15 protein-coding genes are annotated in these 18,239 nt (G+C 47.0%); 5 read left to right on the plus strand and 10 right to left on the minus strand.

Going from position 1 to position 18,239, the window contains the following annotated elements; genetic code table 11:
• Positions 1–54: 54 nt before the first annotated feature.
• Entirely contained in the window at positions 55–708 is a 654-nt protein-coding gene (grxB, locus tag FBQ74_RS02670) for a glutaredoxin 2 (protein WP_139755194.1), read from the minus strand.
• Positions 709–813: 105 nt separating this feature from the next.
• On the opposite strand from grxB, the gene FBQ74_RS02675 reads away from it, so the two are divergent.
• The gene (locus FBQ74_RS02675; protein ID WP_139755195.1) at positions 814–1,458 is read left to right on the plus strand and encodes a LysE family translocator; all 645 of its coding nucleotides are present in this window, start codon (positions 814–816) and stop codon (positions 1,456–1,458) included.
• An 83-nt stretch (positions 1,459–1,541) separates the two neighbouring features.
• On the opposite strand, the gene FBQ74_RS02680 is transcribed toward FBQ74_RS02675, so the two are convergent.
• Positions 1,542–2,054 (minus strand): fasciclin domain-containing protein, encoded by a 513-nt coding sequence (locus FBQ74_RS02680; protein ID WP_139755196.1) that lies wholly within the window; start codon positions 2,052–2,054, stop codon positions 1,542–1,544.
• Positions 2,055–2,206: 152 nt separating this feature from the next.
• Here FBQ74_RS02680 and FBQ74_RS02685 point away from each other — a divergent pair, with 152 nt between their 5' ends.
• On the plus strand, positions 2,207–3,373 hold the full coding sequence (locus FBQ74_RS02685; protein ID WP_168190593.1) for a tetratricopeptide repeat protein: 1,167 nt from the start codon (positions 2,207–2,209) through the stop codon (positions 3,371–3,373).
• Between the two features lie 50 nt (positions 3,374–3,423).
• Here FBQ74_RS02685 and FBQ74_RS02690 read toward each other — a convergent pair whose 3' ends face one another.
• The 5 genes from FBQ74_RS02690 to FBQ74_RS02710 form a co-directional block, all read right to left on the minus strand.
• Positions 3,424–4,263: an isopenicillin N synthase family dioxygenase gene (locus FBQ74_RS02690; RefSeq protein WP_139755198.1), complete on the minus strand. Its 840-nt coding sequence runs from the start codon at positions 4,261–4,263 to the stop codon at positions 3,424–3,426.
• A gap of 136 nt (positions 4,264–4,399) precedes the next feature.
• Positions 4,400–5,611, minus strand: a complete 1,212-nt coding sequence (locus FBQ74_RS02695; protein ID WP_139755199.1) for a NupC/NupG family nucleoside CNT transporter — start codon at positions 5,609–5,611, stop codon at positions 4,400–4,402.
• Between the two features lie 18 nt (positions 5,612–5,629).
• A complete protein-coding gene (gene udk, locus FBQ74_RS02700) occupies positions 5,630–6,253 on the minus strand; it encodes a uridine kinase (protein ID WP_139755200.1) in 624 nt (207 codons plus the stop codon).
• Between the two features lie 157 nt (positions 6,254–6,410).
• On the minus strand, positions 6,411–7,376 hold the full coding sequence (locus tag FBQ74_RS02705) for a hypothetical protein (RefSeq protein ID WP_139755201.1): 966 nt from the start codon (positions 7,374–7,376) through the stop codon (positions 6,411–6,413).
• The gene (locus FBQ74_RS02710) at positions 7,363–8,211 is read right to left on the minus strand and encodes a PhnD/SsuA/transferrin family substrate-binding protein (protein ID WP_139755202.1); all 849 of its coding nucleotides are present in this window, start codon (positions 8,209–8,211) and stop codon (positions 7,363–7,365) included. The genes FBQ74_RS02705 and FBQ74_RS02710 overlap by 14 nt, the downstream gene beginning before the upstream one ends.
• Positions 8,212–8,641: 430 nt before the next feature.
• Here FBQ74_RS02710 and FBQ74_RS02715 point away from each other — a divergent pair, with 430 nt between their 5' ends.
• Together FBQ74_RS02715 and FBQ74_RS02720 are read left to right on the plus strand one after the other, a co-directional pair.
• On the plus strand, positions 8,642–11,812 hold the full coding sequence (locus FBQ74_RS02715; protein WP_139755203.1) for a TonB-dependent receptor: 3,171 nt from the start codon (positions 8,642–8,644) through the stop codon (positions 11,810–11,812).
• A 262-nt stretch (positions 11,813–12,074) separates the two neighbouring features.
• A complete protein-coding gene (locus tag FBQ74_RS02720; RefSeq protein ID WP_139755204.1) occupies positions 12,075–12,761 on the plus strand; it encodes a type 1 glutamine amidotransferase domain-containing protein in 687 nt (228 codons plus the stop codon).
• A gap of 28 nt (positions 12,762–12,789) precedes the next feature.
• Here FBQ74_RS02720 and argR read toward each other — a convergent pair whose 3' ends face one another.
• Positions 12,790–13,254, minus strand: coding sequence for a transcriptional regulator ArgR (gene argR / locus FBQ74_RS02725; RefSeq protein WP_139755205.1), 465 nt, complete (start codon positions 13,252–13,254; stop codon positions 12,790–12,792).
• A 220-nt stretch (positions 13,255–13,474) separates the two neighbouring features.
• Between argR and mdh the strand changes: the two genes are divergently transcribed.
• Complete coding sequence (mdh, locus tag FBQ74_RS02730; RefSeq protein ID WP_139755206.1) at positions 13,475–14,413, plus strand: malate dehydrogenase; 939 nt, start codon at positions 13,475–13,477, stop codon at positions 14,411–14,413.
• Between the two features lie 56 nt (positions 14,414–14,469).
• On the opposite strand, the gene ahr is transcribed toward mdh, so the two are convergent.
• The gene (ahr, locus tag FBQ74_RS02735) at positions 14,470–15,477 is read right to left on the minus strand and encodes an NADPH-dependent aldehyde reductase Ahr (protein WP_139755207.1); all 1,008 of its coding nucleotides are present in this window, start codon (positions 15,475–15,477) and stop codon (positions 14,470–14,472) included.
• 140 nt (positions 15,478–15,617) lie between these two features.
• Positions 15,618–18,239, minus strand: coding sequence for a phosphoenolpyruvate carboxylase (gene ppc, locus FBQ74_RS02740; RefSeq protein WP_139755208.1), 2,622 nt, complete (start codon positions 18,237–18,239; stop codon positions 15,618–15,620).

Raw genomic sequence — 18,239 nt, forward strand, 5'->3', positions numbered from 1 at the left:
TGCCTCTTCTGTATTATCGGAACACGGTTTTTTTTAAACCCTTACAACAGACTTTTACTGTGCTCTGTCGGTATAACCAATGGTGTTAGTCAGTACGGAAATTTCTTCAAGGTACGTCTTCTGGTTGTCTCTCATTTTGATATTCTTAATCATTGTCAGATTTCGTAACCACGGATATAGATAGAGATCAGCTATACTTAGACTGTCATCGCGCTGCGAAGGTAAAACAATGTCTGACATACCTGAAAGTGTTTTTTCGATGCGGTTCTGGTAGGTTTTGGAGTTATCCATGGCCGTATCAAAGCTCATGCCTAATAAGGCTTCCTTCTCGCTTTGAAAATAATTACGCGCCGCGGGCGTCGAAAACTCCGGTTGCTTAATCAAAATGGTTCTTGGGAAAAGCATGGCATCAATCTCATCTTTGATATCATGAAAAGCACCAAGTTGCTCATCATGATTAACCTTATCCGTTACTACTTTATTCTCTGAAAATGTTTGCAGTCGGCTAATAATTTCTTCACTGTCACAAAGCGCAGTGCCATCTTCCAGCTCCAGTATCGGAATAGACTTTTTGTTTACCAGTCGCATTGACGTTTCCTCATCGTTATTGAGCAGGTAAACTTTTTGGTGTCTGATATCGAGGTAATTCGCGACCATGTCTGCACGTAAACAAAACGGGCAGTGCTGATATTGGTAAAGCGTTATCATAATTGCTCCTGATGAGCCGGTCGAAGTGACTAATAAAAGAAATGTGTCGAATATAGTGCCTACGCATTGAGACGGTTATTAGTACACTTTAAGGGAAAAACTATCATGCCAGATGCTCACCTGCTGACTGCGTTTGTGTTTGCAACACTCACACTTACCCTTTCACCGGGGCCCTCGAACCTCTATATCGTGGCAAGTACACTGAGTTGTGGCTGGCAAGCAGGCGTGTCAGCGGCACTGGGAATGGCAATCGGTAGTTGCATCTATGTCATGCTATCCGCCGCTGGCATGTCAGCATTAGTTATGAATTTCCCGACATGGTTTTTACTCATCAAAGCGTGCGGTGCGATTTATCTTGTATGGTTGGGATGGGTAACAATTCGCCAGGCCGATACTACTAATACCTTCGTTACTGATAATGGGAAGAACAAGGCTACCAAAAATCTAATGATGCGAAGTCTGGTGGTGGAGCTGACAAATCCAAAAACTGTGTTGTTTTTTATTGCCTTCCTGCCGCAGTTTACCCGCGCTGGTGCTGTCGATATTCAGCTTCAGTTTTTAGTGCTCGGTGGGCTGTATACGCTACTCGCGTTTGGCTCTGATTTGTTTGTTGTGACAGTAGCTAAAGGGGTTGAACGTCTCTTCAGAAAACATAGTCGTTTACAATACTGGCAGGATGTTCTGGCAGGATGCGTATTGGCCGGATTGGGAATATTTATATTAGCTAATGAGTGGATATTGATAGACTAATGATAGTGAACAGGCCTCCCACTGCGGCATTTAGCCGCAGGTTAGCAGCTGGTTTACAGCGGGAGATGGCAGCCTGGATAAACTTAGTAGCGCTTCTTAGGCATGATGACTTTATCAATTGCATGGATAACACCATTGGAAGCTTTTACATCAGCTTTAATGACTGTGGCATCGTTCACCATTACCGTGTCGCCATCCACTGAGATATGAATATCGCTTCCTTCCAGAGATGTCGCCGAATCCATATCCATCACATCACTGGCCATGACTTTTCCTTCAACAACATGATAAGTCAGCACATCAATCAGCTTTTCTTTGTTTTCAGGTTTTAACAACATATCCAGTTTACCTGACGGAAGCGCTTCAAAAGCCTCATTGGTGGGTGCAAAAACAGTAAGATCACCTGAGTCTTTAAGCGTATCGCCGATGCCTGCAGCCTGAATAGCAGTGGCCAGTGTTGAGAATTGTGGGTTTGATTTAGCGGTTGCCACAATGTCCATCATGTCTTTATCTTTATGATGATTAGCCATTGCCGGCGCAGCAAGTGTTAATGCGACAGCGGTAAACGCTGCGCTCGCGATATATGATGTTTTCATTTCTTTCTCCTGAAATTACAGTTTGTGTTGCATTTGCATTCCTATCTACGCCGGTAAATAAGGGAAAGATTATGAACATTTATTAACCAATGACGTCTATACTAAAAAGGTCGTGAACTTTTCAAATGCCAGGGCTGGCTCAGGAGGTCGTTATGAGCCAATGGATAAAGCTTTGGTTTATGTCAGGCGTACTGTTTTGCGCAAGTTGTGCCACCCAGGTTGAAAGCAACATTACTCAAACGCCTTCGACCAGTGTTTTTAGAGATGATTTATTCCCCTCCTATATGCTATCGCCGGTGGAAGATTCCCATACTATTTTTGCTTTGAGTAGCGAGGCACAGGCATTTGTGGATCGGACACAGTCCGAGATACGTACAACCCGCGAGAACATCCGAAACCTCGTCAATCAGATATTTGACCATGCCGCGTTAGGCCTAAGCTATCAAAGCGCAGCCAACACCAATGCAGCAACAACCTTCGAACGAGGTCAGGCAAATTGTCTTTCACTTTCGGTCATGACCTACGCAATGGCAAAGTATGCAGGGCTATCGCCACAATTTTACCAGGTGAATATTCCGGAATACTGGACGAGAAGGGAAGGGGTGAATCTGTTAAACGGGCATATCAACCTGCGAATAAGTCCACATAAAAACCCTAACGATATTGTGTTTTCAGAAGCTTTCGCTGATGTTGATTTTGACCCTCAGGAAGCGCGTAACGACTTCACTCGTGAACCTATTTCACGCAAGCGGGTTATTGCGATGTTTTACAATAACAAAGGGGCTGATGCACTTCTGGGTGACAGCTACAGCACCGCATACCGGTACTTCAAAGCGGCAGTGAATACTGACTCCACGCTGTCACAGGCATGGGTAAATCTTGGTGTGCTGTATCGCAGGCTGGATGAAAACGATTCGGCGCTAGCCAGTTACCAACGCGCATTAAAGGTTAATCCTAACCACCTGACTGCCTGGGAAAATCTCTCTATTCTGTACGCAGCAACCGGACGGGAAAACGAGGCTCAGAAAATCCAGAACAGGCTGGCTCGCGAGCGTCAGCAAAATCCGTTTTACCATACGATGCTGGGAGAAGACGCATTAGCGGCAGGTAAACCGACCCAGGCGCTAAGTCATTTCAGAGCGGCGTTGAGGCTAGACCGTCGCCAGCATGTAATCTACTTTGGTCTGGCAAAAGCCTATGTCGCGCTGGGAGAGGACGCTAAGGCGCGCACGCAACTTGTGAAGGCGGCCAGGCTGGTGCCTGATGAGAATCTGAAAGCGAGGTATCAGAGCAAGCTATCGGCGCTTCAGTCATCGTAATGCGAAGTGCGTATAAAATAAAAAGGCCCATTCAGGGCCTTTTTCAATATTTAGATTACACCAAGCTCTTTAAGTCGCTCCTGAAGGTAGGAGCCCGCCGTATGGCGCTCAGATAACTGAACATCTGGCCGTGGGTGTAAGAATAGCGGCAGGGAAATACGCGACTTGGTCATATCCGCATTTTCAGGGTTAATCACCCGGTGCGAAGTAGACGGGAAGTAATGTCCTGATGCTTCCTGAAGCATATCACCAATATTCACAATCAGATTACCAAAGTCACAGGGTACATCTAACCAGTCGCCATCTTTTAGCTGAACCTGCAAACCAGGCTCATTCGCTGCAGGCAAAATAGTGATCAGGTTAATATCTTCGTGCGCAGCAGCACGAATAGCTTCCGGCTCTTCGTCTCCGCTTAGAGGCGGGTAGTGCAGGACGCGTAATAGGGTCTGATCGCTATCTTCTATCATTTTTGACAGCGCCTGACTGTAATGTTTACTAATATCTTCAGGCGAATATTCTTCTATCCAGGACAGTAGTTCCCGCGCCAACTCATTGGCTGCTTTATAGTAGTCTGCTAATTGCTGACGAAGGTGCTCAGGGCATTGACCCCAGGGATAAAAGTGAAAATACTCTTTGATATCTTTTTTGGTAAATCCCTTTGCCGTTTCAGATACGCTTTGTGGGAAGAAACCGTCCTGAGTACCTTTGTTGTAAACGTACTGATGCTTTTCTTCACTATCAAAAAATGCCTGCCAGGCGTCATAAATATCCGTCACCATCTTCTGCTGGATAGGATGGTTTTTAAGTACGCCAAAACCGGTTTCCCGTAGCGACTCCACGAACTCTTTTTTCGCGTTTTCTGATGTATAGTCAACAGCAACTAATTGCATAACGGTGTCCTGTAAAACTCGGGGGTAATGCACTAAGTTTACCCCAATATACAAAAACGGCGACCAGTGTCGCCGTCTATAATTGGCTAATGTATTAAAACCTGACTACTTAGTCCAGTTTTTTCCCTGTTAGTGGCTACCCCAGGGAAAGGTAAAATCCTGCCAGCGCTGCACTCATTAAGTTAGAAAGTGTTGCAGCAACAACGGCTTTCAGACCCAGTGAGGCGATCTCTTTACGGCGGGTGGGGGCCATCGCGCCGATGCCACCCATCAGAATGGCAATGGAAGAGAAGTTGGCAAATCCGCACAACGAAAATGTGACAATGGCCTGTGATATTGGCGACAACGCATCCTGATTTGCTACATAGTCAAGGTATGCGACAAATTCATTTACCACTATCTTCTGCCCAATAAAACTTCCAACCAGTTGCGCCTCACTCCAGGGCACACCCAACACCCATGCAAGGGGCTGCAGTAAGAAGCCAAGCATTGACTGAAACGACAACGCTTCATAGCCGAACAATTCACCCGCCCAGCCGATGATGCCGTTTAACATAGCAATCAGAGCAACAAATGCCAGCAGCATTGCGCCGACGTTCAGTGCAAGCTGAAGACCAGAGGCTGCGCCACTGGCGGCAGCATCAAAGACATTAGCATAATCAGTATCTTCTGCTTTGATGTCGGTCAATTCATCATTGGCTTTTTGCGTTTCAGGCAGCATTATCTTTGCCATCAACAAGCCACCGGGAGCAGCCATAAAGCTGGCAGCCAGTAAGTATTTTAATTCTACGCCCATACTGGCGTAACCAGCCATGACTGAGCCGGCGATTGACGCAAGACCGCCCACCATAATGGCGAATAGCTCAGACCGTGTCATGTGTGGAATAAACGGGCGTACCACCAGAGGGGCTTCTGTCTGGCCCACAAAAATATTGGCTGCTGCCGACATTGATTCCGGACGGCTGGTTTTAAGAAGCTTTTGCAACAGGCCGCCGATCAGTCTGATCACCCAGCTCATAATGCCTAGATAATACAGTACGGCTATCAGTGATGAGAAAAAAACGATAACGGGGAGTACATTAAAGGCGAAAATAAAGCCAAGGCTTTTATCGCCAACCGGGCCAAAAATAAAGTCGATGCCTTCCTGACTGTAACCGATAATATTGCCGACAAAAATTGTCATGCTGTGCAGAAACTGTATGCCCGGTTCAAAATAAAGAATGAAGGCGCCAATAATTGCCTGAACAGCAAAAGCACCACCTACGGTACGCCAGCTGATACTCCGTTTGGCAGACGACATCAAAAATGCGACGCCAAGCAGACATAAAATGCCCAGTAAACTTACCATAGTAGGGTCCCTTTCTTATTATAATAACGCTTGCTGAATATGAGACTTAATCACGTCCAGAGCGATTTGGTTTTTGCCACCCTGCGTTACCACTACATCTGCGGTGAACCGACTTGGTTCGATAAACTGATGGTACATAGGCTTAACCGTGGTTTCGTACTGATTGGCCACAGATTCCAGTGTACGCCCGCGCTCCCTGACATCCCGCATCATTCTGCGCATCAGACAAATATCCAGAGGTGTATCGATGAATATCTTTACATCAAAAAGGGGTAACAACTCAGGGCGCGCCAAAAGCATAATACCTTCCAGAATAATTACCGGAGCTGGTAAAAGCCGCTCGGTTTCTGGCAATCGCGTGTGAGTTTTGAAGCAATAATGGGGATACGCAATAGCCTCGCCCTCGCGGAGCGATTGCAGGTGCGCTTTTAATAATTCATGCTCAAATGCGTTTGGGTGGTCATAGTTATTTTGCTCCCTGGCTTCCATCGGAAGGTGATCCTGGGCACGATAATAATGATCTTCGCGTAAAATTTGTACAGGCTGCCCCTGCACTGAGAACGCTTTAAGCAAATTTTCGGTAAATAGTGACTTTCCAGAGCCTGAAGCACCGGATATCGCAATAATTAATGGAGACTGCATAACAATAGGGGGCTGATTTTCCTGACGCAAAGATACGCAATTGCACCGTATGAATCAATCTTAAGTTGGTATTTATCTATTAGTGGAGCGCTTTTTGCGTGTCACTTTAATACAGTAATAGCCGGCCTCAATGATATTGGAACGGATAACCGTTCGGTTAGTTGCCAATTATTTCAACATCTTGCGTGGTAATTTTATTCAGCGCGAACGAGTGCTGTTTTGAGCGTGAGCCTTCCCCCTGAGCGCGAGGAGGATAAAATTTTTCTTTGGCTTCAGCAAACGGAGCGAAAACATCTTCAAGCGCGGAACGAATTTCACTCAGCGTTTTGTCGAGATTGGCATTAAAATCCGGGCGTTTTCGCTTGGTATGACCCAGTTCTATCAATCTGGCAAAAACAGTATTCGCCATTGCGGTTAATTCCTGCGGGATATCAGTGTGATGCATTAATTGCACATCGGGATGTTCCATGCAGTACCTGACCAATGCAACATAAAAGCAGAAGGGTTTATTTTGCATTGTAGCTTCAGTGTCATCAACACCATTGCGAATCGTTTTCTTGTTGAGGTCGATGACCAGGTGGGGCAGTGCTACCGGCTCAGATTCAGCAGTCTCACTAGCGATAAGTCGCTTTTTATTTTGGCGTATTCTGACGATAACTGGCGTCACTGCCAGCGTAGCGAAAAAGGCCAGAGGAGTGAGAGAAAACGCGTGCCACCACGGCGTAACCGAAAGCCTGACCGCGAGGGTTTGTTCGGGCGTGTCCATTGTAAATTCAGTTATATGCCCGTATTGATGAACAGGGGAGGCTGACTCGACATTCTGCAGGGAAATAACTGATACCGGTGTATTTGAATCTGCAAGGGTCGCGTTCAGCCGCGCTATATAGCTTTCAACTTCAGCCTCGTCTACCGTAGTACCCAGTAATTTATTGCCTACATCAAGATATGCTGAATCCAGGCCAATCCGCCGTTCTATCTGATCAATCGCCTTATGTGTGGATACATGCGTACCTATTGCCTGACCCGTACCGGTGGCGATCTGAAATATAATAAACAGGGCAAGTGCAATGCCTGTGACTTTCAGCCACTGCGTGTTGCTTTTAAACGTCTCAAGTCTTTTCACGCTGGCACCCTTTTACGATATCAATATTCTGATAGTAGCTTTTTGCGCTGCCGGCCGCTGTTTTCGATATCGCGCGCTGTAATGCGCAACGTAAGTCGGTGTTGCGCGTTTGCATTTTTAAATACCAGCGCATGCCGCTTACATTATCTTCAAGTGGAGTCGCATAATTTTTGGACAGCGAACGGTCGTCATCTTCACTCCAGTAGGAGGAAATTACATCGACTTCACCGGCCAGTAGTGCGCTGCGTAAAGCACTGTGAGAACTGTACTGATGTAACGATACATTTTCATCGTTAAGCCCAAGAGACTGAAGTGTTGTCTTGGGGACGATATAACCTGAGCGACTACTCGGATAGTCGAGAATGCCGATACGTTTGCCGATAAGGTATTCTTTTGACAGCTCAGGTTTTTCTCTCAGTGCAATAAAGTACGCGCTGTAATCCTCATGCGCAGCAATTACCTCATAGTCGTAAATTAGATTTGCACCAAATGCTTCAATCACATTACTTTTTACCAGTGCAAGATCAGCAACCCCATGATTTATATAGCGGAACGTGTCGTAATCGTTGTGCCCCACCACCAGTCTGATGGTGCCAAACTGGCGGCCAACCACGGCGTTCGAACACAGATTGTCCCGTAGTGATTCGGCAACAGCATTCTCAGTGAGATAAATATTCAGAAAGTCTTTATTAGTAGAAAGTGGGGCTTCGCAGGTTAAAATTTGCCCGATTTGAGGAGGGATAGCATCAAAGGCAGAAAGTTTTCTGAAAAAACCAGCGGCCAGACACAGTCCGGCAATAACGATGATTAATGCTGTCTTTCCAATTCTCAACATAAGCGAAGCAAAAAAGCAGGTGATAATTTTAGTTTTATTTGTAGAGGGGATTTGACCAGTTAAGCTTATTTAATGCAACAGGTAATCTTACTTTACTTAAGTAAGCTGTTGTAAATAGGGGTTATTTCATTAATAAATTTGAATCTTAACAAACGCTGTTTATTAGATGTACATAGGTTAAAAATATGCCCCGCCTTAAATGAGGTTGAACGGGCTACCGGTTGGAAGCAGGAATGGAATGTGTGTAAACGCTTAACGGTTTGTATTACCACTCGCTATCAATAATCTGTACGCAACAAAAAGAAAAAAGCGTCATTTTTTTGCAACATTTCTACTTAACAATCTGCCGCGAACAAAATTCAACACATTGGTTATTAAGTCAGTCAGCTGATTGTAAATACCTTTTATATAAGAAATAAGGGAAACACACATGATCTCCAAATCTAAGTTCAGTCGCGTTGCGGTTGCGGTGGCATTGTCAGTAGGCATGGCCTCTGCTGCAATGGCGCAGGAAACCTCCTCTGCGATGAGTGGAAGAATTACTACACCAACTGGGACACCTGCAGCGGGTACATCAGTAACTGTAATTCACGTTCCTTCAGGTACCACTCGAGAAGTGACTGTTGGTGAAAACGGAACATTTAATCTGCGTGGTTTGCGTGTTGGCGGTCCTTATCAAATTGTCGTTGATTCTGATACCTACCAGGACACAACAATTGATGATATCTATATCAATCTGGGCGACCCCTACGGCCTGGACCTGACTCTTGAAGAGTCTTCTGATATTGAGGTTATCTCTGTAAGCGGTAGCGCAATGAGCGCACAGTATTTCGGAAGTACTGGCCCACAAACTGTTTTTGGCCTTGATGATCTTGAAAATGCGCCTGCTATTAACCGTAGCATTACTGACATCGTTCGTGCTGACCCCCGTGTTTTTGTTGATGAAAGCTTCAACGATGCAATCAGCTGTGGTGGTTCAAGCCCGCGTTTCAACAGCCTGACGCTTGACGGTATCCGCATGAACGATGCGTTTGGTCTTAACAGCAACGGTTACCCGACTGAGCGTATGCCTTTCCCTTATGACGCGATTCAACAGGTTGCTGTTGAACTTGCGCCTTTTGATGTTGAGTATGGCGGCTTTACCGCTTGTAACATCAACGCGGTTACTAAATCAGGTACCAATGAAATCCACGGTGGCGTGTTCTTCGATTACACCAACGATTCACTGCGTGGTGACACTGCTGGTGGTGTAGAGCAGGACAACGGCAACTATAATGAGCGCCGTTACGGTTTCAATGTTGGCCTGCCGCTTATTGAAGATAAATTATTCCTGTTTACGACTTATGAGAAACTGGAAGGTGTTCAGCTGTTTAACTACAACGGTTTGAATACGCGTATTTCTCAGGAAGATGCTGATGCAGCTGCTGAAATTGCACAGCGCGTTTACGGCTACGATGTAGGCGGATTGCCAGGTTCTGCACCTATCGAAGATGAAAAGCTGCTTATTAAGTTAGACTGGAACATCAATGCAAATCACCGTGCCTCATTAGTATACAACTGGAATGACGGTGGCAGCATCAGTCAATCTGATGCCGATTCTGATGAATTACCGTTCAGCAACCACTTTTATGAGCGTGGCGCAGAGCTAGAGTCTTATGTGGCATCTGTGTTCTCTGACTGGACACCTGATTTTGTAACTGAGCTGCGCGTTGGCCATAATAAGCTTGATAATCGTCAGCAGTCTCTTGATGCAGCCTCTGGTTTTGCAGAAGTGCAAATTGATACCGTTGATGGCGGTACAATCTACATCGGCCCGGATGATTCTCGTCAGTCAAATGACCTTAACTACGATATAACTACTGCTAAACTTGCCGGTACTTATTACCTGGGCGAGCACACAATCACCGGTGGTGTTGAGTATGAAAAAACTGACGTATTCAACCTGTTTATGCAACACACAGTAGGTGAGTATCGCTTTAACGATTTAGCAGATTTTGAAGCTGGCCGTCCAGACCGTATTTATTACAACAACTCTGCAGGTACCAACAACCCTGACGATGCCGGTGCATCTTTCTCATTCGATGTAACTACGTTCTACATACAGGATGAGTTTTACGCTACTGACGACTTAAAAGTCAAAGTCGGTCTGCGTTATGACACCTATGGCTCTGATGATACACCGCGTCTTAACGAGAATTTCCAGGAACGTTACGGCTTTGCTAACACCGCGAACGTTGATGGTATCAGCCTGCTGCAGCCACGTTTAGGTCTGACTTACACAGTTAATGATGATCTTGAACTGCGTGGTGGTGTAGGTCTGTACTCAGGTGGTAACCCGAACGTCTGGATCTCCAATGCCTATTCAAATGATGGTGTTACTAATATTGGAACACGTGAAAGCGATATCCCTGGTTGGGTAAGCGGTGAAAGCTCGTTGTTTGACACACCGTTGTCAGGTAATGGCCAGCCTATTTACGATATCCCGCAGGCGCTGTTTGACGAAGTTGCTAACACCAGCCTAACAGATGGCGATGGTCAGACTAATGCAACTGACCCTGACTTCGACATTCCGTCAGAGTGGAAATATGCATTTGGTGCAACATATCTTGCGCCTTACGATTATGTAGTTACAGCGGATGTTATTTACACTGATCGTCAGGATTCAGCAATTGTTCGCGATGCAAATATCCAGTACAGCGGCGAAACACGTTTTGACGGCCGTCCAATTTATGAGCAGGTAGATCCTGAGCGTGACGTAGGTGAAGACTTTATTCTGGGTAATGTTGACCAGGGCGATGGTGATTCAATCATCTTCTCACTGGGTGTGAATAAAGACTGGCAAAATGGGTTCCAGGGCTCTTTATCTTATGCATATGTTGATGCAGAAGATGCTAACCCAATGACCAGTGCAGTAGCGTTTTCTAACTACACAAATTTTGCAACCAGCGATCCTAATAATCCTGCTGCAGCCACCTCTGATTACGCGGTCGGCAACCGTTTTAACCTGTCTTTGAGCTATACGCATGAGTTCTTCGATGGTTATAACACGCGCTTTAATCTGTTCGCGACAGCGAACGAAGGTAAGCCTTTCTCGTATGTTTATGGCAATAACAGAGCATTCCCCTGGGATGAAGCACGCTCTCGTCAATTGCTTTACATACCTGAAGTAAACGATGCAAATGTTGTTTTCGTGGATAGCGTAGACCGTGACGGCAATGTTGTACAAACCGCTGAAGAAGCCCAGAACGGCTTTAATGAGTGGGTCGAAAGCAATGGCTTCACGCGTGGCGAAATCTTGGATCGCAACAGCGAAACGGCTGACTGGTGGGTGAAAGCTGACCTGCGTATTTCTCAGGAACTGCCAGGCTTCATGGACGACCATAAAGCCAGTGCTTTCATCATGGTTGAAAACCTGACTAACCTGTTGAATGACGACTGGGGTGATTTCCGTCAGGGGTCTTTCGTTGGTGATACTGTGGTAGAAGCAGACTTCAACGAGCAAGGCCAATACGAATACAGTGCATTTGGTGCGCCAGAGCAGAATCTGCAACGCGGACCTTCATTGTGGGAAGTACGTGTAGGTATCAGCTACGACTTCTAAACACTGATAATCTATCAGATACAAAGGTCACCTTCGGGTGGCCTTTTTTTGTTGCCTGTCTCCGAGCCATCTTCTACAACAGGTGGTCGCTCAACCCTTCGCATCAGGTAAAGGTGCTGCATGCTAGTTATCATTCACATAGCAAATAGCCATTCTGGACGTTTATCTTTTTAAGCCTTAAGCATGATTAACTAAGCAGAAATAAACTCACAGCCCATCCGCACAGTATGAACATTACAACTTCAGTTAGGAGAAAGTGTTTATGTCCAAACGAATACTCATGGTAATGACATCTCACGATATGATGGGCGACTCTGGTAAGAAAACCGGCATTTGGCTGGAAGAGTTTGCGTCACCCTATTACGCCTTTGTCGATGCAGGTTATACCATAACGCTGGCATCACCAATGGGAGGCGAGGTGCCTATCGACCCAATGAGTCTGGAAAAAGACGCATTGACGGACGATACAGAGCGTTTCTCAGAAGACCAGAATGCGGGCTCCGCATTAGCGTCTACTATCCCGTTAAAGGATGTAAAAGCAGACGAATTCGATGGTGTATTTTATCCTGGCGGTCATGGCCCGCTATGGGATCTGTCAGATAATGCAGATTCGAAAGCATTGATTGAGGCAACACTGCAGACCGGTAAACCGGTAGCAGCAGTCTGTCATGCGCCAATCGTCCTTAAGGATGTAAAAGACACTAATGGTGACTTTTACATCAAGGGCCGTCCCGTTACGGGCTTCTCAAATACAGAAGAAGACGCTGTGGGACTGACAGAGGTCGTGCCCTACCTGGTTGAAGACGAGCTGGTAAAAAATGGTGGGGAGTTTTCTAAAAAAGGTGACTTTGAACCGTATGTGGTGGAGTCTGGTCACTTGATTACCGGTCAGAACCCGCCTTCATCGCGCCCCGCTGCAGAGGCAATGATTAAAAAACTGGGACAGTAATGAAAGAAAAGGCCACGTAAGTGGCCTTTTACACGTTATCGAATAAGTCTTCTACACGCTGACGTAGCGCTTCAATTTTGCTTACGTCCGCAGGCGCAATAAAGATAGTATCGTCGCCGGCAATTGTTCCTAAAACGCCGTCTTTTGCACTTAGTGAGTCGAGCAACCGGGCGATAAGCTGTGCAGCACCCGGGCTGGTTCTTATGATAACCATGACATTGTTGTGTACAATATCCAAAACGAGTTGTTTAAGCGGGCTTTTCGCCGTTGGCATGCCTAGCTCAGGCGGCAGGCAGTACACCATGTCTCCGCGAGCATTACGGGTGCGGACTGCGCCAAATTTGCTCAGCATTCTTGATATTTTTGATTGGCTGATATTGTCAAAACCCTGCGCTTTGAGCGCTTCGACAATTTCGCCTTGTGAGCCATAGCTCTCAGCTTTGAGAATTTCTTTAAACGCTTTGATGAGTTGTTCTTGTTTTTGATTTGCCATAGCGCCTGCTGTTATTTGGTAGAAGAGTAACAAAGAGTTATTATTGTGCCGTAGAGCTGGACTTTAGGCAATTTAATTGCATAATCATGCAACCAATTGCATACGACATAGACAATTTTGTAGCCAGATGGCCTAAGACCATCCGGTAATTGTCTTTCTAACTGCGTTGCTATAGGCTTCGCTGTCGTTGATTAACATATATTTCCATAGGAGAAATCAAATGAAAGTAGCCGTGTTAGGTGCTGCCGGTGGTATTGGTCAGGCGCTGTCGCTGTTGTTGAAAACGCAACTTCCGGCCGGTTCTGATCTCGCACTGTACGATGTTGCTCCGGTTGTTCCTGGTGTAGCCGTAGACTTAAGCCACATTCCGACTGCTGTTAACGTTACCGGTCATGGTAAAGACGAGTTGGGCGATGCGCTGACAGGCTGTGATGTAGTGTTGATTCCTGCTGGTGTACCGCGTAAGCCTGGTATGGACCGCTCTGATTTGTTCAATATGAATGCGGGCATAGTAAAGACTCTGGTTGAAGGTGTTGCTGACCATTGCCCTAATGCCTGTGTTGGTGTTATCACTAACCCGGTTAATACAACGGTGGCTATTGCTGCTGAAACGCTGAAAGAAAAGGGCGTTTACGACAAGAACAAGCTGTTCGGTGTTACAACACTTGATGTTATCCGCGCTGAAACCTTTGTGGCTGAGTTGAAAGACCTGGATCCGGCGAACGTTCACGTTCCGGTTATTGGTGGTCACTCAGGTACAACTATCCTGCCGCTTCTTTCTCAGGTTGAAGGTGTAAGCTTCACTGATGATGAAGTAGCGAGCCTGACTAAGCGTATCCAGAACGCTGGTACAGAGGTTGTTGAAGCGAAAGCAGGCGGCGGCTCTGCAACGCTGTCAATGGGCCAGGCTGCAGCACGCTTCTGCCTGTCGCTGGTTGCAGCGATGCAAGGTGAGAACGTTGTTGAGTACACCTATGTTCAAACTGATGACAGCGATGACGCAGCGTTTTTTGCACATCCTGTACGGTTAGGTGCTAACGGCGTTCAGGAAATCCTGCCATATGGTGAACTGAGTGATTTCGAGCAAAAAGCAAAAGATGACATGCTTGAAGGTTTACGAGGCGACATCAAAACAGGTGTTGATTTCGTAAACGGCTAAGACGTTTTGACAAAGAAAAACCGGGCTGTCTGCCCGGTTTTTTTATGTCTGGAATTCTACTTATTATGTTTAAGTACGATCCGATAATGCGCTTTACCTTCTCTCAACCGGGCGATAGCATCATTGATGTCATCAAACGCAAAGGTTTCAGTTACCGGTTCAATATTATGAAGGGCTGCAAAGTCCAGCATCTTCTTAATTGTAGCGGGGCTGCCAACCGGTGAGCCGGAAACAGAACGCTGTCCCATTATCAGCCCGAACACACCAATATCTAATGGTTCAAGGGTCGCACCCACAAAATGCAGGCGGCCTTTCGGTGCAAGTGTGGCGATGTACTTATCCCATTCCAGTTTAACGTTCACTGTCGAAATAATGAGATCAAAACGCCCCTGAGCATCTTCCAGTGCCTCATCGCTTTTGCTATCCAGAACATGATGAGCACCCAGTTCTTTGGCTTCTTTTTGTTTCTCTTCACTGGAGGTGAACGCCGTGACTTCGCAGCCCCAGGCATTGAGAAACTGCAAAGCAATATGCCCTAAACCGCCAATACCAATGACACCAACCTTTGAAGTCGGCTGAATATCAAACTGTGTCAGAGGGTTAAATACGGTAATGCCTCCACAGAAAAGCGGGCCGGCAACATCAGGGTTTATCTTTTCCGGAAGAGGAATAACCGCAGTGGACTGGGCGCGAACCCGGTCAGCGAAGCCACCATGGCGGCCAGCTATTGTCATTTGTGCCGAGCCACACAAGTTGTGGTCACCTTCAAGACAGGTATTACAGCTGTCACAATAGCTTGAGTGCCAGCCTAAACCGACACGCTGGCCTTTTTCCAGTGTCGAAACCTGACTACCTATCTTCGATACACGGCCAATGACTTCGTGACCGGGAACAAACGGATATTCAGTCATGCCCCATTCGTTATCGAGCATACTAAGATCGCTGTGACACAATCCACAGGACTCGACCTCAATTTCCACTTCATCCTGGCCAAGTTCGCCGGGATCATATTCAAACGACTCAAGCTTACCGCCCGGCTTTTTGGCTGCGTAGGCATTAATCATTGGTTCTCTCCTTTTGCTAGGGTATGGGTGTTTACATCATTAGCAGGCTGATTAGTTCACCCTTACCTTGAAGAGATAAGAAACCGCTCACAAAAAAGCCGGCGTTGATGCCGGCTTTCAATTACGCGGTTGTGATGGTGTTATCCTGTATTGCGCATACCGATAGCAATACCTGCAATGGTTACCATCATTGCCTGTTCTAATGCAGTATTATGTGCATCATCTCCGGCTTTACGGATACGGTCCAGCAGCTCAATCTGCAGATAATGCAGAGGCTGAAGGTACGCTGCGCGGATGTTCATTGACTCTTTACCTTCCGGATCCCGATGCATAATGTCAGGTTGTCCGGTCAGATTAAGCAGCGAGTCAATGCTTTGTGTCAGCTCATCGCGCAATGCCTCACCAAAATGCGCCAGTTCCTTAGGTACAAGACGCTCGTCATACGCTTCACTGATGCGTGGGTCCGCTTTATGGAACACCATGTCGAGCATAGACAGGCGTGAGCGATAAAACGGCCATTCACTGAACATCTCAGCAACAACACTTTCATCAGACTCAGCTTTAACCTCATCAATAGCGCGCATCACTCCAAGCCATGAAGGCAGGACAAGGCGCGTTTGCGCCCAGGCAAAAATCCACGGTATTGCGCGCAGACTTTCTATGCCGCCCTGAGGCTTACGCTTAGAGGGACGGCTGCCTAAAGGTAGTTTGCCAAGTTCCTGTTCCGGCGTTGCAACGCGGAAGTAAGGAACAAAATCTTCATCCTGTCTTACCGTTGCACGGTAATTATCGCGACCTTTAGCCGCCATCTTGGTGATGAGCTCACGCCATTCTGGCTTCGGCTCCGGTGGCGGGAACAGCATCGCTTCAATTATCGCACTGGCATAAATACCCAGGCTTCGCTTAGCAAGGCGCGGCATGCCGAACTTATAGCGAATAGTTTCGCCCTGCTCAGTAACACGGAACCCGCCTTCCAGTGAGCCCGGTGGCTGAGAATGGATAGCGGCATGTGCCGGTAACCCACCACGACCGATAGTGCCGCCACGGCCATGGAACAAGGTTAGCTGAACATCGAATTCATCAGCCAGTTTTACCAGTGCTTCCTGGGACTCATATTGCGCCCAGCCGGCAGCCAGTGCACCAGCATCTTTCGCTGAATCTGAGTAGCCAATCATGATGTACTGACGGCCTTTCACATAGCCACGATACCAGTCTATTGAAAGCAGTTTGCGCATCACATCCGGCGAGTTGTTCAAATCATCCAGTGTTTCGAACAATGGCGCTACCGGCATAGGCCAGTCTACACCTGACTCCTGCAATAAGAGCTGCACGGCCATGACATCAGAAGGCTCGCTGGCCATTGAAATAATATAGATACCAAAACCATTTTTACTGTGTTTTGCGATGACTTTGCAGGTATCGAGTACTTCCTTAACATCATCAGACGCATTCCAGTGCGCAGGGAACAACGGGCGTTTCGACGACAGTTCACGTAATAAAAACGCCTGCTTATCATCTTCGCTCCATTGTGCGTAATCGCCCAGGCCTAGGTAGCGGGTAATTTCGCTCAGCACATCAGCGTGGCGCTCTGAATCCTGACGGACATCCAGACGCAACAGGTGAACACCGAAACAGCGAATACGGCGGATCGTATCAAGCAATAAGCCATCAGCGGTAACTTTCATGCCGCACTTGCACAAAGAGTCGTAGCACAGCAGAAGCGGGTCGAGTAATTCGCTGTTATCCTGGACCCAGTTACTCTGATCGACATTTTTACCAGCCAGAAAATCGCTGATTCCGTCACGGGTAGCGGTTAGGCGGCTTACCAGTGGACGTAGCAGCGCACGATAAGGTTCATTGGCATCGCCAACGACTTCGCGCATCTCGTCGCTACAGTCGAACATTGACAGTTCAACCTGCAACCGGTCAAAGTCCTGAGCAAACAGCTTAGCGGCGCGCTTACGTGCAAGGTAAAGTACCTGCTCGGTCAGTTTGGCAGTGACAAAGGGGTTACCATCACGGTCACCACCCATCCAGGAACCAAATTTAACCGGCGCAGAGTCCAGCGGCAGGTGCACGTCATAATCTTTCTGTAAGCGCTCATCCAGCTCACGCAGAAATTCAGGTACTGCTTCCCACAACGAATTCTCAATGACAGAAAATCCCCAGCGCGCTTCATCAACCGGTGTCGGGCGCTCTGAACGAATTTCCTCAGTATGCCAGGCCTGGCTAATCAGGTCGGCAATGCGTGTCTCTACGCGCTGGCGGTCATGATCATTGAGGTTTTCCTGGTGAATGGTCTGCAGACAACTGGCTAATTCTTTATGCTTATGAATCAGCGTGCGCCGGGTAACCTCGGTAGGGTGGGCCGTAAGTACCAAATCGATATTCAGTTTACTGACCGCTTTATGAACGTTCTCGGCGGTTAACTGCGCTTTGTCCAGGTGCTCGAACAGTGCATCGATAGATGCATCCACGTTCATAGCACTGTTGAATTCCTGCTCGGCAATGTTGCCCAGGTTCAGAAACTGAGCAAAAGCCCGGCCAACGGTGAGCAGGTCTTTATCTGAAAGCTCTTTGAAAGTTTCTTTCAGATTGTCGCTGCATGATGTTTCACCCTGATAGGATGAGCGGCCGTCTTTACGTATCTGTTCAATACGGTCCAGCCACTCCTGACCAAGCTCATTTTTAATGGTATCACCCAGGACTGTTCCCAGGTATCTCACTGTATCTTTAAGTTCTGAATCATAGTGTGATTGCAT

It is taken from the genome of Salinimonas iocasae (assembly GCF_006228385.1).
GTDB classification, from domain to species: Bacteria; Pseudomonadota; Gammaproteobacteria; order Enterobacterales; family Alteromonadaceae; genus Alteromonas; species Alteromonas iocasae.